25 protein-coding genes and 2 tRNA genes are annotated in these 24,656 nt (G+C 64.5%); 14 read left to right on the forward strand and 13 right to left on the reverse strand.

Annotated elements, in window-relative coordinates:
• Nucleotides 1-4: 4 nt before the first annotated feature.
• The 9 genes from F4U95_RS10710 to F4U95_RS10750 all read right to left on the reverse strand — a co-directional run bounded on the left by F4U95_RS10710 (nt 5) and on the right by F4U95_RS10750 (nt 10,528).
• The gene (locus F4U95_RS10710; protein WP_150425675.1) at nt 5-1,231 is read right to left on the reverse strand and encodes an amidohydrolase family protein; all 1,227 of its coding nucleotides are present in this window, start codon (nt 1,229-1,231) and stop codon (nt 5-7) included.
• A gap of 79 nt (nt 1,232-1,310) precedes the next feature.
• Nucleotides 1,311-2,210, reverse strand: coding sequence for a LysR family transcriptional regulator (locus F4U95_RS10715; protein ID WP_120250571.1), 900 nt, complete (start codon nt 2,208-2,210; stop codon nt 1,311-1,313).
• Between the two features lie 84 nt (nt 2,211-2,294).
• Nucleotides 2,295-2,990 (reverse strand): response regulator, encoded by a 696-nt coding sequence (locus tag F4U95_RS10720; protein ID WP_150425676.1) that lies wholly within the window; start codon nt 2,988-2,990, stop codon nt 2,295-2,297.
• Nucleotides 2,987-5,650, reverse strand: a complete 2,664-nt coding sequence (locus tag F4U95_RS10725; protein WP_150425677.1) for a sensor histidine kinase — start codon at nt 5,648-5,650, stop codon at nt 2,987-2,989. The genes F4U95_RS10720 and F4U95_RS10725 overlap by 4 nt, the downstream gene beginning before the upstream one ends.
• On the reverse strand, nt 5,647-6,237 hold the full coding sequence (gene kdpC / locus F4U95_RS10730; RefSeq protein ID WP_150425678.1) for a potassium-transporting ATPase subunit KdpC: 591 nt from the start codon (nt 6,235-6,237) through the stop codon (nt 5,647-5,649). Before kdpC ends, F4U95_RS10725 begins: the two co-directional genes overlap by 4 nt.
• A gap of 11 nt (nt 6,238-6,248) precedes the next feature.
• Entirely contained in the window at nt 6,249-8,285 is a 2,037-nt protein-coding gene (kdpB, locus tag F4U95_RS10735; RefSeq protein ID WP_150425679.1) for a potassium-transporting ATPase subunit KdpB, read from the reverse strand.
• A 10-nt stretch (nt 8,286-8,295) separates the two neighbouring features.
• The gene (gene kdpA, locus F4U95_RS10740; protein WP_150425680.1) at nt 8,296-9,999 is read right to left on the reverse strand and encodes a potassium-transporting ATPase subunit KdpA; all 1,704 of its coding nucleotides are present in this window, start codon (nt 9,997-9,999) and stop codon (nt 8,296-8,298) included.
• Between the two features lie 13 nt (nt 10,000-10,012).
• On the reverse strand, nt 10,013-10,102 hold the full coding sequence (locus tag F4U95_RS10745) for a potassium-transporting ATPase subunit F (protein ID WP_150425681.1): 90 nt from the start codon (nt 10,100-10,102) through the stop codon (nt 10,013-10,015).
• Nucleotides 10,103-10,453: 351 nt separating this feature from the next.
• Nucleotides 10,454-10,528 (reverse strand) — tRNA-Gln (locus F4U95_RS10750).
• Between the two features lie 126 nt (nt 10,529-10,654).
• Here F4U95_RS10750 and F4U95_RS10755 point away from each other — a divergent pair.
• Together F4U95_RS10755 and F4U95_RS10760 are read left to right on the forward strand one after the other, a co-directional pair.
• Complete coding sequence (locus F4U95_RS10755; protein ID WP_150425682.1) at nt 10,655-11,164, forward strand: MarR family winged helix-turn-helix transcriptional regulator; 510 nt, start codon at nt 10,655-10,657, stop codon at nt 11,162-11,164.
• A gap of 73 nt (nt 11,165-11,237) precedes the next feature.
• On the forward strand, nt 11,238-11,552 hold the full coding sequence (locus F4U95_RS10760) for a hypothetical protein (RefSeq protein ID WP_120250585.1): 315 nt from the start codon (nt 11,238-11,240) through the stop codon (nt 11,550-11,552).
• Between the two features lie 89 nt (nt 11,553-11,641).
• On the opposite strand, the gene F4U95_RS10765 is transcribed toward F4U95_RS10760, so the two are convergent.
• Nucleotides 11,642-12,229 (reverse strand): helix-turn-helix domain-containing protein, encoded by a 588-nt coding sequence (locus tag F4U95_RS10765; RefSeq protein ID WP_150425683.1) that lies wholly within the window; start codon nt 12,227-12,229, stop codon nt 11,642-11,644.
• A gap of 15 nt (nt 12,230-12,244) precedes the next feature.
• Between F4U95_RS10765 and F4U95_RS10770 the strand changes: the two genes are divergently transcribed.
• Nucleotides 12,245-13,183, forward strand: coding sequence for a DMT family transporter (locus F4U95_RS10770; RefSeq protein ID WP_150425684.1), 939 nt, complete (start codon nt 12,245-12,247; stop codon nt 13,181-13,183).
• An 87-nt stretch (nt 13,184-13,270) separates the two neighbouring features.
• On the opposite strand, the gene F4U95_RS10775 is transcribed toward F4U95_RS10770, so the two are convergent.
• Nucleotides 13,271-14,029 (reverse strand): enoyl-CoA hydratase-related protein, encoded by a 759-nt coding sequence (locus tag F4U95_RS10775; RefSeq protein WP_150425685.1) that lies wholly within the window; start codon nt 14,027-14,029, stop codon nt 13,271-13,273.
• Between the two features lie 100 nt (nt 14,030-14,129).
• On the opposite strand from F4U95_RS10775, the gene F4U95_RS10780 reads away from it, so the two are divergent.
• From F4U95_RS10780 to F4U95_RS25120, 6 genes are all read left to right on the forward strand, one after another.
• Nucleotides 14,130-15,110, forward strand: a complete 981-nt coding sequence (locus F4U95_RS10780; RefSeq protein ID WP_150425686.1) for a bile acid:sodium symporter family protein — start codon at nt 14,130-14,132, stop codon at nt 15,108-15,110.
• A 74-nt stretch (nt 15,111-15,184) separates the two neighbouring features.
• Nucleotides 15,185-16,366: an aromatic ring-hydroxylating oxygenase subunit alpha gene (locus F4U95_RS10785; protein ID WP_150425806.1), complete on the forward strand. Its 1,182-nt coding sequence runs from the start codon at nt 15,185-15,187 to the stop codon at nt 16,364-16,366.
• Nucleotides 16,363-17,973 carry a phytoene desaturase family protein gene (locus tag F4U95_RS10790; protein WP_150425687.1) on the forward strand — a complete coding sequence of 537 codons (1,611 nt, stop codon included), beginning with the start codon at nt 16,363-16,365 and terminating at the stop codon, nt 17,971-17,973. The genes F4U95_RS10785 and F4U95_RS10790 overlap by 4 nt, the downstream gene beginning before the upstream one ends.
• Nucleotides 17,974-18,026: 53 nt before the next feature.
• Complete coding sequence (locus tag F4U95_RS10795; protein WP_120250591.1) at nt 18,027-19,022, forward strand: aspartate carbamoyltransferase catalytic subunit; 996 nt, start codon at nt 18,027-18,029, stop codon at nt 19,020-19,022.
• A 32-nt stretch (nt 19,023-19,054) separates the two neighbouring features.
• A complete protein-coding gene (locus F4U95_RS10800) occupies nt 19,055-20,278 on the forward strand; it encodes a dihydroorotase (protein ID WP_150425807.1) in 1,224 nt (407 codons plus the stop codon).
• A 64-nt stretch (nt 20,279-20,342) separates the two neighbouring features.
• A complete protein-coding gene (locus F4U95_RS25120) occupies nt 20,343-20,744 on the forward strand; it encodes an excalibur calcium-binding domain-containing protein (RefSeq protein ID WP_246171563.1) in 402 nt (133 codons plus the stop codon).
• A gap of 69 nt (nt 20,745-20,813) precedes the next feature.
• Here F4U95_RS25120 and F4U95_RS24910 read toward each other — a convergent pair whose 3' ends face one another.
• Together F4U95_RS24910 and F4U95_RS10810 are read right to left on the reverse strand one after the other, a co-directional pair.
• Nucleotides 20,814-20,996 carry a hypothetical protein gene (locus F4U95_RS24910; RefSeq protein WP_150443124.1) on the reverse strand — a complete coding sequence of 61 codons (183 nt, stop codon included), beginning with the start codon at nt 20,994-20,996 and terminating at the stop codon, nt 20,814-20,816.
• Between the two features lie 314 nt (nt 20,997-21,310).
• Complete coding sequence (locus tag F4U95_RS10810) at nt 21,311-21,631, reverse strand: putative quinol monooxygenase (protein ID WP_343032330.1); 321 nt, start codon at nt 21,629-21,631, stop codon at nt 21,311-21,313.
• 159 nt (nt 21,632-21,790) lie between these two features.
• Here F4U95_RS10810 and F4U95_RS10815 point away from each other — a divergent pair, with 159 nt between their 5' ends.
• From F4U95_RS10815 to rplK, 5 genes are all read left to right on the forward strand, one after another.
• The gene (locus F4U95_RS10815) at nt 21,791-22,708 is read left to right on the forward strand and encodes a YihY/virulence factor BrkB family protein (protein ID WP_120250593.1); all 918 of its coding nucleotides are present in this window, start codon (nt 21,791-21,793) and stop codon (nt 22,706-22,708) included.
• Nucleotides 22,709-22,771: 63 nt separating this feature from the next.
• Nucleotides 22,772-22,847 (forward strand) — tRNA-Trp (locus tag F4U95_RS10820).
• Nucleotides 22,848-23,075: 228 nt separating this feature from the next.
• Nucleotides 23,076-23,279, forward strand: coding sequence for a preprotein translocase subunit SecE (gene secE, locus F4U95_RS10825; RefSeq protein WP_056687668.1), 204 nt, complete (start codon nt 23,076-23,078; stop codon nt 23,277-23,279).
• A 70-nt stretch (nt 23,280-23,349) separates the two neighbouring features.
• Nucleotides 23,350-23,886, forward strand: a complete 537-nt coding sequence (nusG, locus tag F4U95_RS10830) for a transcription termination/antitermination protein NusG (protein ID WP_056687666.1) — start codon at nt 23,350-23,352, stop codon at nt 23,884-23,886.
• 334 nt (nt 23,887-24,220) lie between these two features.
• Entirely contained in the window at nt 24,221-24,652 is a 432-nt protein-coding gene (rplK, locus tag F4U95_RS10835; RefSeq protein WP_120250594.1) for a 50S ribosomal protein L11, read from the forward strand.
• Nucleotides 24,653-24,656 lie beyond the last annotated feature (4 nt).

Genomic DNA, 24,656 nt, shown 5'->3' on the forward strand with positions numbered 1-24,656 from the left:
CCGGTCAGGCGGTCACGGGCTGTACAGCGAGCGCTTTGTGCAGCTTCCCACCGAGCATTATCATATTGATTTTATTGGCATCCTGCATGACGCGAACGTCCTTTGTCGGATCGCCGTCGATCAGCAGCAGGTCGGCCAGATAGCCCGGCTTCACCTGTCCAACTTGCTGTCCCATAAGCTGTCCGCCGAGCATGGTGGCGGCGCTCAGGGCTTCGGCCGGGGTAAAGCCGTAATAGGTGACGAAATGCTCCAGGTCGCGGGCGTTGCGGCCATGGGGGTTGAAGGGGAAACCATAGTCGCCACCCGGCAGGACGCGCACGCCCCGCGCCTTCAATTTGGGCACCAGCGCCTTTTCCAGCTCCAGACGCTCGGCCGCGCTCGCCTTCATCGACGCCATATTGATATGCGGCGGGGGCGACGCTTCCAGCGCGGCGACGGAAACGCCGGGGCCGGGCGCGTAAAAGATCGCATCCTTCTTCGCCACCATCGCGTCGATCGCGGCATCGTCGGCAAAGGAGCAATGATAGAGGATGCGCGCGCCCGCTTCGAGCGCCAGAGTGATGGCGCGCGGCGAATAGGCATGGGTCGCGATCCACAGACCCGCATCCTTCGCCGCCTCGCCAGCCGCCAGCATCTCCTCGTCCGTATAGAGGATATCACCCGACGAACCGGGCTTGAGCGCATCTTCGCCGGAAATGACCAGCTTGAGCGACTTGACCCCTTCCGCCGCGCAATAGGCGACGAAGTCGCGCATCGCTTGCGGACCGCGACCGTTGAACACGTCGCCCGTCTCGACGCCCTCTTCCCCTTCCGGGCTGCGCTCCAGCGTCGAGGGGACGAGGCGCGGGCCGGGCGTTTCGCCGGCTTCGATCGCGCGGGCCAGTTCGGGTTCGATCTGGTCGCCCAATGCGCCCGCCGAATAGAGGCTGGTATAGCCATGGTCGAGCAGCACGCGGGCATTGCGCCATGCGGCGACCTTCAGCTCTTCGGGCGGCAGGATGAACTGGTGATAGATTTTCTCGACTGAGCTGCCCCAGGTGAGATGGGTATGCGCATCGACCATGCCGGGCATCAGTGTGCCGCCCTGGCCATCGATCACGGTGTCAGCCGTTGCATCGGTGTCGGCAGGCAGGATGGCGGCGATGCTGTCGCCTTCGATCAGGACGGCACCGGGGACAGGATCGCTACCCGTTCCATCGAATATCCGGACATTGCGGATAAGCTGTCGCACCTGAAGTCTCTCCCGTTGTCGTTGTGGAGACGTTATGGACCGCGACGACCAGAAAGAAAAATAATGATTTTTCGATGCGTCATAGTTTGGAGCTATGGATCAACGTGTCGAGCAGTTCGCCCCCCAGACGCGACAGACGGCCACCCGCCAGCTTGCGCACGCCGATGCTGCGGGCGAAATGCGCTTCTTCGATCGTGATCGCCCGCAGCACGCCGATCGACAATTCCGCCCAGGCGACCTGCATCGGCAATATGGTGACGCGCTGGCTGCCGCGCACCATCGCCTTTGTGGTGAGCAGGGAGTCGCAGCGGATGATATCCTGCGGAACGGGAATATCGGCGGCCATGAACAGCGCATCGACCTGACGACGGAAGGCGCCGCGCGCTTCGGGCAGTACCCAGCGCATATGCGCCGTGTCGCGCAAGGAGAGACGCGCAGGCATATGGTCGTTCTGCTTGCCCACGATCAGGGCGAAAGGATCGCGCGAGAAGGTCTGCTCCTCTATGCCTTCAGGCGGCTGTTCGATGCCGGTGGTGACGAAGGCCAGCTCGATCTCGCCCCGATGCAGCATGGCGGCGAGGTCATGGTCGGGCCGTTCCACCACATGCAGCGCGAAACGGCCGATCCGCGCCTCCATGCGGCGCACCGCATCGGGCAGCAGGCTGACCAGCGCACCGGGCGTGCCGCCTATGCGCAACGGCCCGGCGACACCGGCGCTGGCCAGCGTCACCTCCGTCTGCACATCGGCCATCAGGCTGTCGATCGCCTCCGCCCGCCGCAGCAACGCTTCGCCTTCGGGCGTCAACTGGATGCCGCTGCGCGAGCGTTCGAACAGCGACACGCCGCCCAGCGACTGTTCCAGCTGCGCGATCGCATTGGATACGGATGGCTGGGAGATGTTGAGCGCGCGCGCGCCGCCGCTGATGCTGTTGGCGCGGCACACCGCCAGGAAGGTGCGGATGGCGCGCGGGTCGATCATTGGACGTCTGCTCCTTGTTGCGCTGATGGCATTGCGCCGACGGCTCTAACCGCGCTCTGCCGCAAGGAGAAGCGCCAACCCGCGCTAATCGTCAGCGGCGCGCAACCGGTAGCCGATGCCCAGTTCGTTGCCGATGATCCGCGGCTGCTGCGGATCATCTTCCAGCTTGTGCCGCAAGGTGCGGATCAACACGCGCAGATATTCGACATGATGGACATGTTCGCGCGGCCAGACATGGTTCATGATCTGGCTATGGGTGATGACCCGGCCGGGAAAGCGCGCAAGCTGCGCCAGCACGGCGAATTCCTTGGGCGTCAGATGGACCTCCGCCCCGCCCTTGCGCACGATATTGGCGATGAGGTCGATTTCGACATCCCCCGCCCGAACAGCCACCGCGCCGCCATGGCGGGTCATGCGGTTGCGCAGCGCCACCCGCACCCGCGCCAGCAGTTCGTCCGTATCGAAGGGCTTGGTCAGATAATCGTCCGCGCCAAGATCGAGCGCCGCGACCTTCTCGTCCGTCGCGTCGCGCGCCGATATGATGATGAGCGTGGTGTCGCCCTGCTGCTTGAACAGCGGCACAAGCTCCAGCCCGTCCCGATCGGGCAGACCCAGATCGAGCAGGCTGACGTCCGGCTTTGCGATGCGCAACTGCTCCAATGCCTCGCGCGCATTGCCGGCCTCCACCGTCACATAGCCGGCACGGGTCAGCGCCGCCTGGATCAGCCGGCGGATCGGCGGTTCGTCGTCGATGATGAGGACGGTGTGGCGGATCGTCATGGCAGGCTCTCGTCAGGCAGGTCGATAATGATGCGCGTGTCGGGGATATGCAAAGTGAAGCAGGCGCCGCGCGGGTCCGCTTCATTGTCGGCGCTGACGGTGAGGCCCATCGCCTCGGCAAAGCCCTTGACTATGGCAAGGCCAAGGCCGGTGCCGTGCTTGGCCCGGTCAGACCCTTCCAACCGGGTGAAGGTGTCGAACAAGCGGCCCATGTCGCCGGGCGGCAGGCCGGGGCCTTCGTCCACCACCGACAGGGTTATGCCGTCATGGGTGCGCGCGCCCCGGATCGTGACCGGCGTGTCCGGCGCGCCATAGCGGCCGGCATTGTCGAGCAGGTTGATGAGGATATGGTGCAGCAGCACCGGATCCAGCCTGACCAGCGGAATGTCGGGCGGGATCGCGACCTGCACGCCGCGGCCGGCCAGCGATTGGCGGACATCGTCCACCGCGCTGGCGACGGCATCGAACAGGTCGATCGCCTCCACCTTCATGGGTAGCGCCCCGGCCTCGATCCGGGCCATGTCGAGCAGATTGGCGACGAAGCGGTTGAGCCGCTGCGCCTCCCCATCCACCGTGTCGAGCAGCGCCGAAGGCTGATGCTGCTTCAGTTCATGAATGGCCGATATGATGGTGGTGAGCGGCGTGCGCAGATCATGGCTGACCGACGAGAGCAAGGCGGAGCGCAGCCGGTCGCGTTCATAGACCTGCCGCGCGCCTTGCATCTCCTCCTCCAGCGCCATGCGGTCGAGTGCGATGGACGCCTGATCGAGCAGGCTGGTCAGCAGTGCCGCCTGATCGGAGCGCAGGGGTTCGCCCGCATCGTCGCGCGCCAGCCCCAGCACCCCCAGCACGCCGCGCTGGGTGCCGAGCGGATGAAACAGCCAGTCGGAGGCCGTCAACGTCGAGGATCCGCGTCCCGCCGGCTGGCCATTGTCCATCGCCCATTGGGCGGCGGCGCGCTCGATCTGCTCCAGCCGGTCTTCGGGCGGATAGGCGGCGCGCAGGTCCGGTCCGTCGCGCGAGGGGAGAAGGAGGACCGTGCGCAGGTCGAGCAGTCGGGCGATCTCCGCACAGATCGCCTGCATCAACTCATTCCCGCTGGCAGCCGATGTGAGGCTGCGGGAAAAGCCTGCCAGCGCCGCATTGGCGCGCGCGCTCGATTGGGCGAGGTCCGCCTGTCCCCGCACCCGCGCGGCAAACTGGCTGGTCACGATCGCCACGCCCAGCAATACGAGGATGGAGATGATATTTTCCGGATTGCTGACCGTCAGTGTCCCGGTCGGCGGCAGGAAGAAGAAATTATAGGCGAGGCTGGACGCGATGCCCGCAAACAGCCCGGCGCGAAGGCCATAGGTTGCGGCAGCAAACATGACCGGCACCAGATAGAGCAGCGCGATATTGCCAAGGTCGATGACCGCCAGCAGCAGGCGGCCGAGCGCCGTCATCGCCACGATCAGGCCGGCCGACCAGAGATAGTCCGCCGGCCTGCCCCAAGGCATGCGCAGCGGTTTTCGAGGCGGCGCCACCTGATCCTCGTCGGCGGGCAGGACATGGACCGCCACCTGCCCCATATCGCGCACCAGCCGATCGACCACCGATCCATGGCGCAGTTCGAACAGCCGCGATCGCGCCGATTTGCCGATGACGATCTGAGTAGCGCGGGCGTCGATCGCGTAGGCGCGAAGGCCATCCAGCACGCTCTGCGCCGGCACGCTGGCGGTGGCCGCGCCCAGACGCGAGGCCAGCGCCAGCGTATCCGCCACCGCCTTGCGCTCCACATCGGTAAAGCCCTGCACGCGGCGCGTTTCGATATGCACGGCGGTCCAGGGGGCCTTCAGCGCATCGGCCAGGCGCTTGGCCGCCCGCACCAGCCCCGGTCCGCTCGGCTGTTCGCTGACCGCGACGACCACCCGTTCGCCCACGGCAAAACTGCCTGCCAGCGCATGACTGCGCGCATAGTCGAGCATCTGCGCGTCGATCGCCTGCGCCGCCCGGCGCAATGCCAGTTCGCGCAGCGCCGTCAGGTTCGATTTTGAAAAGAAATGGTTGAGCGCCCGGCTTGCTTCGGCCGGGATATAGACTTTCCCCTCCTTCAGGCGCTCGATCAGTTCGTCGGGCGGAATGTCGACGACCTCGATCTCCGCACCGTCCAGCATGGCGTCCGGCACCGTTTCGCGCACGCGCACGCGGGTGAAGGACGCAACGACGTCGTTCAGGCTTTCGATATGCTGGATGTTGATCGTGGAATAGACGTCGATCCCGGCGTCCAGCAGTTCCTCCACATCCTGATAGCGTTTGGGATGGCGGCTGCCCGGCGCATTATGATGCGCCAGTTCGTCCACCAACACCAGTTGCGGGCGCCGTTCCAATATGGCGTCCAGATCCATTTCGCCCAGACTGTGGCCGGCATGGTCGACCATGCGGCGCGGCATGACCGCATGGCCGGCGATCAGCGCTTCCGTTTCACGGCGGCCATGGGTTTCCACGACGCCGATGACCACATCCGTGCCGGATTTCAGCCGCCGCATCCCGTCGGTCAGCATCTCGTACGTCTTGCCGACGCCCGGCGCCGCGCCCAGGAACAGTTTGAGCTGCCCCCGCTCCTCCCGCGCCGCCTGGCGCAGGAAAGACTCGGGGGACGGGCGGGCGTCAGCGTTCATGGCCGTTCATTAGCGCCAATCCCGTCCAGCCGTCGATTGAGTTCGAGGACATTGACGCGAGGTTCGCCCAGAAAGCCGAGCAGCGGGCGTTCGATGGATTGCGTGATCAGTCCGCGCAGCCGAGCGGGGGGCATGCGGCGCGCACGGGCGACTCGATCGAGTTGATAAAAAGCCGCCTCGGGCGAGATATGGGGGTCGAGGCCCGAGGCGGAGGTTGTCGCCAGATCGGACGGAACGAAAAGATCTGACGTATTGCGATGCAGAGTGGCGACGTCCGCCCTCACCCGGTCGGTCAGGGCTTGGCTGGTCGGGCCGAGATTGGAGCCGGACGAGGCCAGCGCGTCATAGCCCTTCCCCGCTGCCGAGGGACGCGGGTGGAAATAACGCGGCTCGCTGAAATTCTGGCCGATCAGAGACGATCCGATGACCCGACCGTCCTGACGTAGCAGGCTGCCATTGGCCTGTGCCGGGAACAGCATCTGGCCGATGCCGGTCATGGCGAGCGGATAGCCGAGGCCTAACAAGGCGCCGAACAGCAGCGCCATGACGATGGCGGGACGAAGCGAGGAGAGAATATCTTTGCCCATGGGGAAATCCTTCAAGCGAGGCCAAGGCCGCTGACGGCCAGGTCGATGATTTTGATACCGATGAAGGGCGAGACGAGGCCGCCCAGCCCGTAAATAGCGAGGTTGCGCGCCAGCAGCGGCCCCGCGCCGATCGGGCGATAGGTCACGCCCCGCAGCGCCAGCGGCACCAGCAGCGGAATGATGAGCGCGTTGAAGATGATCGCGGAAAGGATCGCGCTTTCCGGGGTAGAAAGGCCCATGACGTTCAACACGCCGAGGCCCGGATAGAGCGCCACGAACATGGCCGGGATGATCGCGAAATATTTGGCGATGTCGTTGGCGACGGAGAAGGTCGTCAGCGCTCCGCGGGTCATGAGCAATTGCTTGCCCAGCCCGACGATCTCGATCAGCTTGGTCGGGTCGCTGTCCAGGTCGACCATATTGCCTGCTTCGCGCGCGGCCTGCGTGCCGGTGTTCATCGCCACGCCGACATCGGCCTGCGCCAGCGCCGGGGCGTCGTTCGTGCCGTCACCGCACATCGCCACCAGACGCCCGCCTTCCTGCTCCTTGCGGATCAGGGCCAGCTTGTCCTCCGGTGTGGCCTGCGCCAGGAAATCATCGACCCCGGCCTCCGCCGCGATGCTGGCGGCGGTCAGCGGATTGTCGCCAGTGATCATCACGGTGCGGATGCCCATGGCGCGCAGTTCGCCGAACCGCTCCCTGATGCCGGCCTTGACGATATCCTTGAGGAAGATGGCGCCCAGCAGCTTGCCGTCTTTCGCAACGGCGAGCGGCGTGCCACCGGCGCGAGCGATCTCGTCCGTGATGCGGCGCAAGTCCTGCGTGACCGGATCGCCCTCCAGAGCGGGATTGGCGCGCAGGATGGAATCCACCGCCCCCTTCTGAATGACCATGTCACCGATACGGACGCCCGAAATGCGGGTCTGCGCCGTGAAGGGAATGACCTCCGCGTCCGACGGCAGGCTGTCCGGCAATTGCGTGAACTGTTCGCGGGCGAGCAGCAGGATGGAGCGGCCCTCGGGCGTTTCGTCGGTCAGGCTGGCGAGCAGCGCCGCCTCTGCCAAAGCCGCCGGCATGGTGCCGCCGACCGGGCGAAACTCAGTCGCCTGCCGATCGCCGATGGTGATGGTGCCGGTCTTGTCCAGCAGCAACGTGTCGATATCGCCCGCTGCCTCGACTGCGCGGCCCGATTTGGCGAGCACGTTGAAGCGGACCAGCCGGTCCATTCCGGCAATGCCGATCGCCGACAGCAGCGCCGCGATCGTGGTCGGGATCAGGGTGATGAGCAAGGCCGCCAGGATCGCCACCGGAATGCCGCCGCCGGCATAGCTGGCAAAGCCCGGAATGGTCGCGACCGCGATCAGGAAGATGATGGTGAGGCCGACGAGCAGCAGCGTCAGCGCGATTTCATTGGGCGTCTTCTGCCGCTCCGCCCCCTCCACCAGCGCGATCATCCGGTCGATGAATCCTTGTCCCGGATTGACCGTCACCCGCACCTGGATCTCATCGGAAATGACACGGGTACCGGCCGTGACTGCCGAGCGGTCGCCGCCGGCTTCGCGGATGACCGGTGCGCTTTCACCGGTGATGGCGGCTTCGTTGACCGATGCGACACCAGCCACCACTTCGCCATCGGCCGGGATCAGGTCGCCGGTCTGCACCAGCACCATGTCGCCCAGCTTGAGCGCGCTGGCCGCGACCGTCTCATGATCGGGGCCGCTGCCTTTCAGCCGTTTGGCGGTCAGTTCCGCCTTGGCCGCGCGGAGCGAAGCGGCCTGCGCCTTGCCGCGTCCTTCCGCCAGCGCCTCGGCAAAGGTGCCGAACAGCACCGTCAGCCAGAGCCAGACGACCAGTTGCAGCTTGAAGCCGACCGCCAGCGCATCATGCCCCACCAGCAGCAACAGGGTGAGCAGAAGCGCGACCGTCGCGGTGGTGAACATCACCGGATTGCGGATGAGCGCGGCGGGATGCAGCTTGCGCACGGCGTCGGCGCAGGCGGGCAGGATCAGGTCGAGCGTGAAGAGGGATTTTTGTTCGGACCGGGCCATGGGGTGATCCTTAAAAAAGCTGGCCGCGCACCATTGCGAGATGATCCGCAATGGGGCCGAGCGCGAGGCTGGGGAGGAAGGTGAGGCCGCCCACGACCAGCACGATGCCGATCAGCAGGCCGGTCCAGAGCGGACCGGTGGTGGGAAAGGAGCCGGCCGTTTCGGGCGTATGGCGCTTGGCCGCCAGACCGCCGGCGATCGCCAGCATCGGCACGATGATGAAGAAGCGGCCGATCCACATCGCCACGCCCAGCATGCCGTTATAGAAGGGCGTGTTGGCGCTCAGCCCGGCAAAGGCCGACCCATTGTTCGCCACCGCGCTGGTGAAGGCGTAGAGTATTTCTGAAAAGCCATGCGGCCCTTTGTTGAGCGGTCCGGCTAGGCCAGCCGGCAGCACGCTGGCGACGGCGGTGAAGCCCAGGATGATGAGCGGCAATATGGCGATGGCCAAGACGGCCAGCTTCACTTCGCGCGCCTCTATCTTCTTGCCCACATATTCCGGCGTGCGGCCGACCATCAATCCCGCGACGAACACGGCCAGAATGGCGAACAGCAAAAAGCCATAGATGCCAGCGCCCACGCCGCCGATCACGACTTCGCCCAACTGCATGTTGAACAGCGGGATCATGCCGCCGATCGCGGTGAAACTGTCGTGCATGGCGTTGACCGCCCCGCAGGAGGCCGCCGTTGTGACGACGGAGAAGAGGGCCGAGGCAGCGATGCCGAAGCGTAGTTCCTTCCCCTCCATATTGCCGCCGGCAACGCCCAGGCCATGCAGGATGGGATTGCCGGCCGCTTCCTGCCAATAGGTGATGGTGACGCCGATCAGGAACAGGGTCATCATCGCGGCCAGGATCGCCCAGCCCTGACGGACATTGCCGACCGCCTTGCCGAACGTGTAGGTCAGGCCCGTGCCGATCAGGAAGATCGAGAGCATTTGTACCAGATTGGTGAGCGCGGTCGGATTTTCGAACGGATGGGCGGAATTGGCGTTGAAGAAGCCGCCGCCATTGGTGCCCAGCATCTTGATCGCTTCCTGCGACGCGACCGGGCCAAGCGCGATCGTCTGACGCACGCCTTCCAGCGTGGTGACGTCGATCGATCCGGCCAAGGTCTGCGGCACGCCGCTGGCGATGTAGAATAGCGCCAGCACGACCGACAAAGGCAGCAGCAGATAGAGCGTCACCCGCGTCATGTCGGCCCAGAAATTGCCGATCCCCGTCGCGCTGCGCCGGGCAAAGCCACGAAAAAGGGCGAAGGCGAGCGCGATGCCGGTGGCCGCCGACAGGAAATTATGAATGGTCAGCGCCAGCATTTGGCTGAGGTTCGACATGGTCGATTCGCCGGCATAGCTTTGCCAATTGGTGTTGGCGGCGAAGCTGATCGCGGTGTTGAAGGCGAGCGGCTCGCTGACCGCGCCGAACCCCTGCGGATTGAGCGGCAGCACGCCCTGAAGCCGCAGCAGGCCATAGGTGGCGAGCAGCAGCACCGCATTGAAGATCAGCATATGGACGGCATAGCGCCGCCATCCCTGCTCTTGCGTCGGGTCGATGCCCGAAAGGCGATAGAAGCCGCGCTCCACTGGTCCGAGCAGCGCATGAAGCGGCGTGCGGCGCCCTTCATACAGGGCGAAGAGCCACAGGCCGACGGGCTTGGCCAGCATCAGCACCATGGCGACGAAGAGGAGGATGAGGGTCCATCCCTGGATGGTCATGACGACGCCTCCTTTAGAAGCGGTCGGGCCGTGCGAGCACGGCGACCAGATAGGAAAGCAGCCCGAGCGCGGTGATCGCGGCGAGCCAGAGATCGAGTGTCATGGCGTGCACCCCTCACTGATTGTCGCACAGCGCGGCATAGCCGAGGCTGGCGGCCAGCAAGGCCAGGATGGCGCCGATCCAGAGGATGTCCTGCATAGAAAGCTCCCGCAGCGCCCGTCGCGAAATGACGGCGGGCCTGTCTGCGGTTGCGCAACTAGGGCGGAGCGAGAGCGGAATGCGAGACGGGGATCGGGCCGGCCGCATAGTATTTGCATATGATTGCGCTGCCGGCACGCACGATGGGCGCGAAACGCAGCGGCGCAGCAGCCGACCGACAAGCGACGCCACCACCGGGATTGGGCCATATAGGATGCAGGATGTGCGGCATGCCGATGATCAATTCGGCAATATTGGCTGGGGCGGCAGGATTCGAACCTGCGCATGGCGGCATCAAAAGCCGCTGCCTTACCGCTTGGCGACGCCCCAGCAGCGCCGAACATCATGCCGGCGCGGGGACGCCATATAACGTGTCATTCGTGAAAGGAAAGCCTAGTCATGATAGTTTGATGACGCCAATATGCGCGTAGCCCTTTTGCCGGATCACAGCCCTTCATGTCGGTTTCCAACCCCTCCGCCACGCAGATATCGCCTGCCTCGCCGCTCTTCCTGCGCGAGGACGAGATCCGGCGCGGGATCGAGATGCTGTATTTCGGCTATTCCGCCCTCACTCGATCGATCGACGAGGGGCTGGCCGCGCAGGGGCTTGGGCGCGCGCATCACCGGGCGCTCTATTTCATTTCCCGCCAGCCGGACCTGACGGTCAAGGATCTCCTGCGCCTGCTGGCCATCACCAAACAATCGCTGGGGCGCGTGCTGAACGACCTGGTCGAACGGGGCTATATCGAGACGCGCACCGGTGCGAGCGATCGCAGGCAGAAATTGTTGCGGCTCAGCCCGGCGGGCAAGGCGCTGGAAGCGGAACTGTTTCGCGCGCTGCGCGAGAAGATGGCGACCGCCTATGCGCAGGCGGGCCAGGGATCGGTGACGGGATTCTGGCGCGTGCTGGAGGGCCTGATTCCCGAAGCCGACCGGTCGATGGTGTTCGGCCTGCGCGGCGGATAAACGACACGGCTGCGAAACCTTCTGCCGCTTTCTGCGCTTAGACAGGCACTATTCAATGGCAAGAGGAGCCACCATGCGCACATCCCTACTCGCCGCGGTCGCGGTTTTGAGCGTCGCCGGTCTGTCCGCCTGCTCGGAAAAGGCGCAGACCAATCTGGAAAATGCCGGATCGGCGATCGGCAATGACGTGAGCAATGCCGTCGACGATGCAGGCGCCAAGATCGACAACGGGCTGGATCATGCCGGCCATGCGATCGACAATGGTGCCGAACGGATCGGCGCGGCCAGCGACAATGCGGCGGCCGATGCCAAGCGCGAGGCTGGCGAGGCCAAGCATGATGTCGGTACGACGCTGGAAAAGGCCGGGAACGACCTGAAGAAAGAATGACGGCCAATTATCGGCCCAATTATCGGCAAGGTCGAGAAGCGCACTGCGTTGTTTCTCGACTTCGCTCGACACGAACGAAACTTATTGCTTCAAAACACCACATTCCTGACGAAGCGGACCGGTTCGGTTTCGCGGTTGGCGAAGAGATAGGGGCGATCGCTGGTGAAGATCAGGAAGTCGCCCCTCTCCACGCGCTTGGGAGCAGCGCCCTCCCGCTCCACGGTCAGCACGCCGTCCGTCACATAGAGCATTTCATGCCAGTTGGCGGCGTCGGCTTCGGCCGGATAGACCTCCCCTGCCCCCAGCGACCATGTCCATAATTCCGCCTCCCGCGCGGCGGGGACGGTGCCGAGCAAGGTAGCGCGGCTGTCCGGGCTTGGCCCGCGCCAGGCGAGACTGTCGATTCGGCTGTTGTCCGGCATTTCGGGTGGGCGGACGAGGCGGGAGAAGCTGACACCCAGCGCCGCCGCCAGCCGGTCCAGCGTCGAAAGGCTGACATTCGCCTCCCCGCTTTCGATGCCGGAGATCATGCGGCGACTGACATCCGCGGCCGTCGCCAGCCCATCCTGACTGAGGCCGCGCTCGGCGCGAAGCGCGCGAACATTGCCGGCGACATGGGCGAGGACATCGGGGCGGCGTTCCGTCGGCCGATCTTGACTGTGCAATATATTACTCATAGGGCGATGTGCATTATGTTGCACAATGACGCCCCCGACAAGCCCGACTCTCCGCGCCTGATGATCGGCCGCCCCGAACTTGCGCTGATCGGCGTGACCGTCCTTTGGGGCGGGACGTTCCTGATCGTCCATCATGCGATGCAGGAAACGGGGCCTTTCTTCTTCGTCGGACTGCGCTTCGGCACGGCGGCGCTGATCGCTCTGCCGCTGGCGCTGCCGGTGCTGCGCGGGCTGACGGGCAAGGAGTTGCTGGCGGGCCTGATGATCGGGCTGGGCATTTTCGTCGGCTACTCGCTCCAGACCTGGGGATTGCAGACGATCAGCAGCAGCACGTCTGCCTTCATCACTGCCGCCTATGTGCCGTTGGTGCCGATCATGCAGTGGATCATCTTGCGGCGGCGCCCGCGCCTGACCAGCTGGATCGGCGTGGCGCTGGCCTTTATCGGGTTGATGCTGGTGGCAGCGCCCAAGGATGGACTAGCGCTGGGCAAGGGCGAGGCGCTGACCCTGATCAGCACGGTGGCGATCGCGCTGGAGATCAGCTTCATCAGCCTGTGGGCGGGCAAGGTGAATGTCGCGCGGGTGACATTGGTGCAGTTGGCGGTGACGTCGCTGCTGGCCTTTGCCTTTATGGGCGCGGTGGGTGAACAGGTGTCGCCGCTCAGCTGGACCGTGGGGCTGAGCGCCTGCGGGCTGGGCGCGATGACGGCGCTGATCCAGTTCGTGATGAACTGGGCGCAGCGTACCGTGTCGCCGACACGCGCGACGTTGATCTACGCCGGCGAACCGGTGTGGGCCGGAATCATCGGCCGGATCGCGGGTGAGCGGTTGCCGCCCACGGCGCTGATGGGCGGCATATTGATCGTCGCGGCGGTGATCGTTAGCGAAATGCAGTTCGGGCGGAAGAAAAAATCCGAGGAAGTCGACGCTGGGAAAGAACCGGCATCGGCGTAACGCGGATCGGGGCGTGTAGGACAGACATATTTTTGTTTATCATCCGCCCCACCCCGACCCCTCCCCTGAAGGGGAGGAGCTAATCCATTATTCCCGGCTGAACACCGGCGCGCGCTTTTCGAAGAAGGCGGCGAAGGCTTCCTGCGCTTCCGATGAGGACAAAGCCGCGCGAAACAGGCGCGCTTCCTCCTCGATCCGGGCAATGAGCAAGGCGGGATCGCCCTTCATCAGGCGACGGGTGGCGAGCAAGGCCTGGGGCGGCTTGGCCATCAATGCCGCCGCTTTCGCACGCGCATGGGCGAGCAGGCCGTCCGCCGGGACGATCGCTGTGATCATGCCGGCCCGATCTGCGCCCTCCGCATCCAGCGGTTCGCCCAGCAATAGCATCGCCGCCGCCTTAGCATGACCCAATATGGCGGGCGCGAGCAGGCTGGAGCCGGCCTCCGGCACGATCCCCAGATTGACGAAGGGCATAACGAAACGCGCGTCGGGCGCGGCATAGACGAGGTCGCAGTGGAAGAGCATGGTCGTGCCCACGCCCACGGCCTGCCCCTGGACGGCAGCGACCAATGGCTTGTCGAAGGCGGCGATGGCGCGGATGAAGTCGAAGGCGGCGGCCCCGCCCTCTGGCCCGGCCATGAAATCCTTCAGATCATTGCCGGCGCAAAAGGCATCCCCCTGCCCTGCGATCAGCACGGCGCCGATGTCCGGGCGCGCGGCGGCATCCGCCAGCGCGGCTGTCATGGCGCGATACATGGGCGCGGTCAGCGCATTTTTCTTGTCGGCGCGGTCGATCATGATTTCCACGACGCCCTGATTTTGCGTGATTGCGATATGCTCGCTCATGGCCAGCCTCTCCTTGCATCCATCCAAGGGGAAATTGTTGGCGCAGGTCGAGCGCCGCGTCTATCCCCCGCCGCAATCCTTCCTTCTGCCGGAAACATGCATGAACCGCCTGCGCCAAGCCCTCGACCCGTTCCTGCTGCTGCTGATCGCCACCGTTGCCCTAGCGTCCATCCTGCCGGCGCGGGGCGAAGGCGCGCGGATCGCGGATTGGGTTGCAGATGCCGGCATCGTGCTGCTTTTTTTCCTGCATGGTGCGAAATTGTCGCGCGAGGCGATCTGGGATGGGGCCAAAGCGTGGAAACTCCATCTGGCGACATTGGCCACGACCTTCGCCGCCTTCCCGCTGCTGGGTTTGCTGATCGGGCGATTCGGGTTCGTGCCGCAGGATATGCGCGCGGGGCTGCTGTTCCTGACGCTGCTACCGTCCACGGTGCAATCGTCGATCGCCTTTACCGCGATCGCGCGGGGCAATGTCGCCGCTGCCGTCGTCAGCGCCTCCTTCTCCAACCTGCTCGGCATTTTCCTGACGCCGGTGCTGGTCGCGTTGCTGATGCAGAGGAGCGGGAGCGGCAGCCTGATTTCGCTGTCGTCGGCAGAGGGGATCGTGCTGCAATTATTGCTGCCCTTCGTCGTCGGGCATTTGCTGCGGCCATGGATCGGGGGATTTGTGGCACGGCATAAGGCGATGATCGGCCGGGTCGATCGCGGGTCGATCCTGCTGGTGGTCTATGCCGCCTTCTCCGCCGCCGTGGTCGAGGGGCTGTGGGCCAAGGTGTCGAGCGAAGAATTGGCGGTGCTGGCGGGGCTGTGCATCGCCATGCTGATCGTAATCCTGCTCTTCACCCTGATCGTGGGGCGGATGCTGGGCCTGTCGCGGGAAGATGCGATCGTGCTGCAATTTTGCGGGTCCAAGAAGAGCCTGGCGTCGGGCGTGCCGATCGCGGGCGTGCTCTTCCCGGCAGCGGCCGTCGGGCCGATCCTGTTGCCCATCATGCTGTTCCATCAGATCCAGCTGATGGCCTGCGCCTGGCTGGCAAGGCGTTATGGCGCGCAGCTGGAGGGTGATCCGGTCGCGGATTGAGACAGGTGAATCGACTTATGCGAAAGACTGTTATACACACGTAAAAATAACGATGCCGGGGGGCGTGGTCTGTGATGCAAGGGGAATATGCCGGGAATGATCCCGACGCAGGATGGAGCCTGCCGGCCTGGACCTATGCCGACGCCGAATTTTTCGGGGTGGAGGTGGAGCGCATCTTTCGCCCGTCCTGGCAGATCATTTGCCATGAGAGCGACATCCCCGCCCCCGGCGATTTCCACACGCTCGACTATATCGGCGAAAGCGGGATCGTGATGCGCGGTGACGATGATGTCGTGCGCGCCTTTACCAATGTCTGCCGTCATCGCGGGGCGCGCATCGTCAATGACGTCAGCGGCTGCGCGAAGAAGCTGGTCTGCCCCTATCATGGCTGGACCTACGAACAGGATGGCCGGCTGTCGGGCGTGCCGATGAAGGCCAGCTATGGCGCGGCATTCGCGGTCGCGGATCATGGGCTGGCGCCTGTCGAAGTGGATAGCTGGCAGGGCTTTCTGTTCGTGCGATTAGTGGATGATGGTGGGCCGTCGGTGGCGCAAATGATGGCGCCCTATGAAGCGGAGGTCGCGCCCTATCGGTTCGCGGACATGCGGGCGCTGGGGCGGGTGACGTTGCGGCCGCGGCCTGTGAACTGGAAGAATATCGGCGACAATTATTCGGACGGGCTGCATATCGCGGTTGCGCATCCGGGACTGAAACGGCTGATGGGCGATGGCTATGGCGTGGAAGCATCCGCCCATGCCGACAAGATGTGGGGGCCGATTATCGATCGCCCTTCGGCCAATCTGTCCGAGCGGGCCTATCAGCATTTTCTCCCGCCTGTGCCGCATTTGCCGGCGGAGCGGCAGCGGCTGTGGACCTATTATAAGCTGTGGCCCAATTTCGCCTTCGACATCTATCCCGATCAGGTGGACTTCATGCAATGGCTGCCGGTGTCGCCGACGCAGACGCTGATCCGGGAGATCAGCTATGCGCTGCCCGATGCCAATATGCCTGAACAATGGTGTCGGGAGATGAAGGCCGCGCGATATCTGAATTGGCGGATCAACCGGCAGGTCAATGCCGAGGATACGGAACTGGTCGGGCGGGTGCAGGCGGGGATGGCGTCGGCCAGCTTCACCGTCGGCCCCTTGAGCGAGCAGGAAGTAGCGCTCCGGCATTTTTGCGGCCGGGTACGGGATGTGATCCCGGAGGCGCGATCGCATCGCGCGCCGGGGATGGGGTGGAGCAGCAGGGCATGAGCAGATCCTACGACGCAGTCATCATCGGCGGCGGGCATAATGGCCTGGTCTGCGCCTTCTACCTGGCGCGGGCGGGCTATAAGGTCCGCATCCTGGAGCGGCGCGATGTCGTCGGCGGGGCGGCGGTGACGGAGGAATTCCATCCCGGCTTCCGCAATTCGACCGCCAGCTACACGGTCAGCCTGCTCAACCCCAAGGTCATCCGCGACATGCAACTGGCGGATCATGGCTATCGCGTGATCGAGCGGCCGATCAGCAATTTCCTGCCCCAACCCGATGGCGGCTATCTGAAGCTGGGCGGCGGGCTGGAGAAGACGCAGGCCGAATTTCGCAAGTATAGCGCGCATGATGCCGACGCGCTGCCGGCTTATTATGATGCGCTGGAGGTGGTGGCCGACGTGCTGCGCGATCTGGTGCTGAAAAGCCCGCCCAATGTCGGCGACGGGCTGAGCATGATCGTCGAGGCGCTGAAACAGGGGCGGCGCGTCGCGGGGCTGGGGCTGGAGCAGCAGCGCGATGTGCTGGACCTGTTCACCAAGTCGGCGCGCACGTTCCTGGACAGCTGGTTCGAGAGCGATGCGGTGAAGGCGGCGTTCGGTTTCGACGCGGTGGTCGGCAACTATGCCAGCCCCGATACGCCGGGCAGCGCCTATGTATTGTTGCACCATGTGTTCGGCGAGGTGAACGGCAAGAAGGGCGCATGGGGTCATAGCGTCGGCGGCATGGGCGCGATCACGCAGATCATGGCGAAGGTCGTCACCGCGATGGGCGTGGAGATCAGCCTGGAGGCGCCGGTCGAGACGGTGCTGGTCGATGGCGGGCGTGCGGTGGGCGTGCGGCTTGAGAGCGGCGAGGAGGTGATGGGCGGCGCGGTGATCGCCAATGTCGGGCCGAAATTGCTCTATGAGCGGATGATGGCCCCGGCCGACCTGCCCGCCGATTTTGTGAAGCGGGTCAAGGCTTTCAGGGCCGGGTCGGGCACGTTCCGCATGAATGTGGCGCTGTCCGCCCTGCCCGACTTCACCTGCCTGCCGGGCGTGGGCGAACATCATCAGTCGGGCATCATCATCGCACCGACTTTGGACTATATGGACCGGGCATTCATGGACGCGAAGCGCGATGGTTGGTCGAAGGCACCGATCGTGGAGATGCTGATCCCATCGACCATAGACGACACGCTGGCGCCGGAGGGGTGCCATGTCGCCAGCCTCTTCTGCCAGCAGTTCGCGCCGGAATTGCCGGACGGGCGGTCGTGGGACGACGAGCGTGAGGCGGCCGCGGACCATATCATCGCGACGGTGGACGCGCATGCGCCGGGCTTTGCGAAGAGCGTGATCGCGCGGCAGATTCATTCGCCGCTCGACCTGGAGCGCAAGTTTGGGCTGGTCGGTGGCGACATCATGCACGGCAATCTGACGCTGGACCAGATGTGGGCGGCGCGGCCGATGCTGGGCCATGGCGCCTATCGCGGGCCGGTGAAGGGCCTCTATATGTGCGGCGCGGGGACGCATCCGGGTGGCGGCGTGACCGGGGCGCCGGGGCATAATGCGGCGCGGGAGGTGTTGCGGGACGGGACGCTGATCGGGAAATGGCGCGGGCGGGGATAAGTGCGCCAACGACGCCTTGCCCTCCCCTCCAGCCTCCCCTAAAGACCCGGCTCATGCCCGATATCTTCATACCTGACGCCACACCCGAGCTGACCGGCCGGGCGTTGTTTCCGCACAGGCATCTTCTGTCCATCGCGGACCTGAAGCCCTGGGAAATCCGTTTCCTGCTGGATGAGGCGGAACATTGGGCGCAGGCGAACAAGGGGCAGGCGCGCAAGCATGACGGGCGGCTGGCCGGCATGACCCAGATCAACGCCTTTTTCGAGAATAGCACGCGCACTTTGCTGTCGTTCGAGATTGCGGGGAAGCGGCTGGGTGCGGACGTGGTCAATATGGCCGCCGCGACGTCGAGCGTGAAGAAGGGCGAGACGCTGATCGACACGGCGATGACGCTGAACGCCATGGCCGCCGACGTGATCGTGATCCGCCATGCCAGTTCGGGCGCCGTGCGGCTGATCGCGGACAAGGTGGATTGTCCGGTGCTGAACGCAGGCGATGGCTGGCATCAGCATCCGACGCAAGCCTTGCTCGACGCGCTGACCATCCGTCGGCGCAAGGGCAGTTTTGCCGGGCTGGTCGTCGCGATCTGCGGCGACGTGCTGCATAGCCGGGTGGCGCGATCGAACATGCTGTGTCTGGCCGCGCTGGGTGCGCAGGTGCGCGCGGTGGCCCCGCCGACCTTGCTGCCTCCCGAAGTGGAAATGCTGGGGGCGACGCCCTTTACGCGGATGGACGAGGGGCTGGATGGCGCGGATGTCGTCATGATGCTGCGGCTCCAGAATGAGCGGATGGATGGGGCCTTCATCCCCTCCCCGCGTGAATATCATGCGCTGTACGGGCTGACGCCGGAGCGGCTGGCGCTGGCCAAGCCCGATGCGCTGGTGATGCACCCCGGCCCGATGAACCGGGGCGTGGAGATCAGCAGTTCGGTGGCCGACCATCCCGAGCGCTCCGCCATTACCGAGCAGGTGGCGATGGGCGTAGCGGTGCGCATGGCGTGCCTGGACGTGCTGACGCGCAGCGCGCGCGGCGTGGAGGGATGGGCATGACCATCCCGACCAACAAGGAAAGCGGGTTGGGCATGAGCAAGATCGCCATCATCAACGGCAGGCTGGCCGATCCCACGGGCGACGCGCCCCTTCCCGGCACCGTGCTGATCGAGGGCGACCGGATCGTCGCGGCAGGCGATGTCGCGGTGCCGGACGATGCGCAAAGCGTCGATGCCGGCGGGCTGGTCGTGGCGCCGGGCCTGATCGATCTGGGCGTGTTCGCAACCGATAAGCCCGCCTTTCATTTCGGCGGCATCACACGCGCGGCACTGATGCCCGACCAGCGCGCGCCGCTGGACGAGGTGGGGCTGATCCGCCAGGCGACGCGGGCGGGCAAGCCCGATTTCTGGGTCCACCCGATCGCGGCGGCGACGCGCGGCCTGCTGGGCCAGGAAATGGCCGAAATGGGCCTGATGCAGATGGCGGGCGCGAAGGCGGTCGGCACCGGGCGCCAGTGGATCGCCGATTCGGGCGTGATGCTGCGCGTATTGTCCTATGCCAGCGGGTTGGGCCTGACGGTCATCGCCCATGCCGAAGATAGCGGGCTGACGGCCAAGGCGGTGGCGACCAGCGGCGAGACGGCGACGCGGCTGGGCCTGCCGCACGCGCCGGCCTGCGCCGAGGCATTGGCGATCGCGCGCGATATCATGCTGGTGCGCGAGACGGGCGCGGCGATCCATTTCCGACTGGTGACGACGAAGGCGGGCTTCGATCTGATCCGCGCCGCCAAGGCAGAGGGGCTGAAGGTTACGTGCGGCATCAGTCCGGCCTATCTGTTCCTGAACGATCAGGCGGCGACCGATTTCCGGACCTTTGCGCGGCTGTCGCCGCCGTTGCGGGACGAGCGCGACCGGCAGGCCAGTCTGGCGGCGGTGGCGGATGGGACGGTGGACGTCATCACATCCAGCCATGATCCGCGTGGACCGGAAGACAAACGCCTGCCCTTCGCAGACGCGTCGCCGGGCATGGCGGGGGCGGAGACGCTGCTGGCGCTGTCGCTCAATCTGGTGCGGGACGGGCATGTTTCGATGGGCCGGCTGATGACGCTGCTGAGCGCCAATCCGGCGCGGATATTGGGCGTGGACGCGGGCAGCTTCGCGGCGGGCAGCGCGGCGGACCTGATCTTCGTCGATCCCGATGCGCCGTGGATCGTGGACCGGGCGAAGATGGCGGCGTCGGCCGACAACACGCCGTTCGATCGCGTGCCAGTGCAGGGGCGCGCGCGGCGGGTGATGAAGGGCGGGATGTTCCTTTAGCCGAACGGCATTTGTCATCTTTGCGGCAACCGATCCTTTACCCTGATCGGCTTATCCGATCGGCATGACAGTGGGAAATTTTGCCATAAAGGCGGCTTTGGCAGCGGTGGCGATCGGCGGCATAGGCGGGGTCGCATCGCACCAGTTCGCCAGCGAGCCGGCGGCAACCACGCAGGCCGCGCCGAGCGAGCCATGGCGGCCGACCCGCAACACGATCGGCATTGATCGCTCCATGTCCGCCGCTGATCTGGACCGCCAGCAACCGAGCGGTGGCGGCGCGATATCCGCCCCGCGCGTGCGATCGGCAGCGGCGGTGGGGTCGTCCGGATCAAGCTGGTCTTATCGTGGCTGCCGTGAAGCGAGAGCTGCTGGTGCAACGCCGCTCCATCGTGGCCAGCCGGGCTATGGCGTGCATATGGATGGCGACGGGGACGGCATCGCCTGTGAGGATTATCGCGGGCGCTGATGCGAGGGTGCCGGCCAGAGAAGGTCTGGCGGCGGCGATCGAGATCATGACGACGCGACAGGGCGAAGTTCACAGTGTTGCGCGGCTTTTCGCGCCCGAAGCGCTCGCAACGCGCTCGCGAGGCGTCACCGGCGCGGCATTCGGGTCACGACTGCGCGCCACGAGGGTCACATGGTCGCGCCGCTTGCGCGCCAGCATCGCGCCTTTGCGTGCTGACCGATCGGCGATGCAGTTGGAGGACGAGACTTTCATCCCGCAGGATAGACCAGAGAAAATCCTACATTGGAAGCCTGGTAGGAGTGGCTGAAGCGTCGTCCTTCTCCCTTGGAGGGAGAAGCATATGGAGCCTTACCGCGTAGCGGTTAGGCGGAGTTGGATGAGGGGGACTGGCGCAAGGCCGGTCTATTCTCGTGAGGCTGCCTCCCCCCTCACCCAGCTGCGCCTAGGCAGCAAGCTGCCAAGTCTGCGCAGCCCTCTCCCCCACGGGAGAGGGATAAAGGGACGGCTACTCTGGGCCAATTCTAGCCCTTTCAGACTTCGTTCGCTGAGCTGAATGCGAAACTTAGCTAGGTCGAACGGGGCTCGCCAACATCATAGATGCGCAAATTGCGATCGCCGATACCGAGGCTTGGCCAGGCAGCACGCCATTCAGCGAGATGAGCGGCGGCAAAGTGACGATCTAATGCGTTCTGATCGATCCACAGCTCCTTTACGTGAATGAGGCCAGGTTCAAGCACGTCTTCAGCATAACCATATTCAACACAGCCGTCCTCGGCGCGACTAGCATCAGACATCCGTTTCATGATCGGACGAGCAGCCTCCATATTATGTGCAGGCAGGCGAACGGTTCCTACGATTAATAGCATGATGCGAGCGTATAACGGCATCGGTATGATGAAAAGCCTGTCCGTTTTGACTCAGGCCTTGTCGAACCCCGACACTCCCCTTGCCGCCCCCAACATCGCCGTTCCATCGCCCGTCCGTCTTCATGAGGGAACCACCCTCCCCCCTTACGCGCTTGCTTTGGTGAACAGCAGGGGAATGTGATGACCGCTACCGTCGCGAGCCAAGTGCATGTCGATGCGCCGTGGAAGATACCGGCGCGGGGATGGTGGGAGATATTGAAGCGCGTCCATGGCGCGCTGTCGGCCAATCATGTCGGGCTGCTGGCGGCGGGCGTGGCTTATTATGCGTTTTTGTCGATCGCGCCTTTGCTGGCGGCCGTGGTGCTGACCTATGGGCTGTTCGGCGATCCGTCGATGGTGCAGCGGCATATGCAGGCGATCATTTCCGTCGTGCCGGCCGACGCCGCATCGCTGATCAACGACCAGTTGCTGGGCGTGGTGAGTACGCGGAAACCCGCGATCGGGTTCGGGCTGCTGCTGGCGCTGGCCATCGCGGTCTATGGCGCGACCCGCGCGGCGTCCGCGATCATGGAAGCGCTCAACATCGTCTATGGCCAGAAGGAAGGCCGCAACATCCTGAAATTCTATCGCACGTCGATGGGCATCACCTTTTCGGCGGTGCTGGTGGTGGTCGCAGGCGTGTTTACCGCCACGATCATCGGCCTGTTGCAGGATTTCCTGACCAATTGGGGGCCGGGCGTGTTGTTCGCGATCAAGGCGGCGACATGGGTGTGCGCGGGCCTGCTGGCGAGCACGATCTTCGGCCTCATCTACCGCTTCGGGCCGAACCGGCGCCATGCGCAGTGGCAGTGGCTGACGGTGGGATCCGTGGCGGCGACCCTGTTCTGGCTGGCCGCGACGCTGGGCGTGTCCTTCTATGTCTCCACATTCGGCAATTATAACAAGACCTACGGCTCTCTGGGCGCGGTGGTGGTGCTGCAACTGTGGCTGTTCGTGTCCGCCTATATCGTGTTGCTGGGCGCGCAGATCAACGCGGAGGCCGAGCGGCAGACCAGCGCCGACACGCAAGTTGCAGAGCCAATGCAAAAAGCCGCATAATGGCGCTTGCCCTCCCCGCACGGCCACGCTAAAGCGCCCTCCTTCGCTGGTCCCGGCCAGTGCAGGAGTGTAGCTCAGTTGGTAGAGCGTCGGTCTCCAAAACCGAATGCCGTGGGTTCGAGTCCCTCCACTCCTGCCAAGCGAACTGGCCGCGAGCCCTTGAAAAGCAAGGGCTCGCGGCTAAGTGTGCTTAGCGATTTCGAGGTGGGCGGTACGTCCACCGTTAAGAAATCGCGGCCTTACAGGCCGGCGAAGTTGGTCGCGGAGCGTGCGGCCGCACCCCCGGACGCTGAAACATGGCGGGATCGGGAGGGCGGACTGTTGCTTCGCGATTTGGTGTTGGTTTCAAGACGTGCAAAGGCAGACGATGGCGAAGGTATCCCCCGGCGAATTCGTCAACCAGGTACAGACCGAAGCGAAGAAGATCGTATGGCCGACCGGTCGCGAAACGGTGATGACCGGCGTGATGGTCGTCATCATGACGACGCTGCTGGGCCTGTTCTTCTTTGGCATCGACACTTTCTTCGGCGCGATCGTCCAGTGGTTGCTGGGCGTGGCAGCGGGTCGCTAAGCTTCAAGCTTCGATTTGCGGGCGTCGGGACATTGAGCATAATGCTCTGAACAGGAGTTTAGACGGTAACATGGCGCGCTGGTACATCATCCACGCCTATTCGGGCTTCGAGAACAAGGTCAAGGAATCGATCCTGTCCGAAGCCGAGCGCATGGGCCTGTCGCAACTGGTCGAGCAGGTCGAAGTGCCTGTCGAAACCATCACCGAGGTCAAGCGCGGCAAGAAGGTCCAGGTCGAGCGCAAGTTCATGCCCGGCTACGTCCTCGCCAAGCTGGCGATGAACGACGACATCTATCACCTGGTGAAGAACACGCCCAAGGTGACGGGCTTCCTGGGTTCGATGGGCAAGCCGCAGGCGATCAGCGAGGCGGACGCCGCCCGCTATTTCGGCGCCCAGAAGGAAGCCGAAGCCGCCCCCAAGCACAAGGTCAGCGTCGATTACGAAATCGGCGACAGCGTCAAGGTGCTGGACGGCCCGTTCGCCAGCTTCAACGGCGTGGTCGAGGAACTGGATTTCGAAAAGAACCGCGTCAAGGTGTCGGTGTCGATCTTCGGTCGCGCGACCCCGGTGGAACTGGATTTCGAACAGGTCGAACTGTCGAAATAAGCACTGGCCGCAAGGCTGGTTTTCAAAAAGGGTCGCCTTTTCTTCGGATCGGCGGCCCTTTTTGGCGTCTGGATGAGCATCCAGATAAGGCTGTTCCCCGGCGCAGGGAGTGACGGCTTATCGCGAAGGATTGAGGGCCGCGCTGGGATTTTTCGGGAACGGGACAGACCCCCTTTCCTTTCGAAACGAACATCGCTATAGGCCCGCGCTTCCATATCGCCCGTCAGGGTGGATGGAGCCAAATGCGGGAGGTTGTCTTCGTGACAACCGTTCGACCGCTAAACTTGAACCGGCAGATGTGTTCGCACATCCGCCAGCTAAAGAGTGAGTGACAATGGCCAAGAAGATTACGGGCTATATCAAACTCCAGGTGCCCGCTGGAGACGCAAAGCCCGCCCCGCCGATCGGCCCTGCACTGGGTCAGCGCGGCGTGAACATCATGGAATTCTGCAAGGCGTTCAACGCGCAGACGGCCAGCATGGACAAGGGCACCCCGCTGCCCACGATCATCACCGTCTATGCCGACCGCAGCTTCACCTTCACCACGAAGCAGCCGCCTGCCACCTTCCTGATCAAGAAGGCGATCAACCTGAAGTCGGGTTCCAAGGAACCGGGCAAGGTCGTAGCCGGCAAGATCACCCGCACCCAGCTCGCCGAAATCGCGCAGGCCAAGATGGTCGATCTCAACGCGAACGACATCGACGCTGCAACGAAGATCATCGAAGGCTCCGCTCGCGCGATGGGCCTCGACGTGGTGGAGGGCTGAAATA

Source organism: Sphingobium limneticum (assembly GCF_008710165.1).
Taxonomy (GTDB): Bacteria; Pseudomonadota; Alphaproteobacteria; order Sphingomonadales; family Sphingomonadaceae; genus Sphingobium; species Sphingobium limneticum.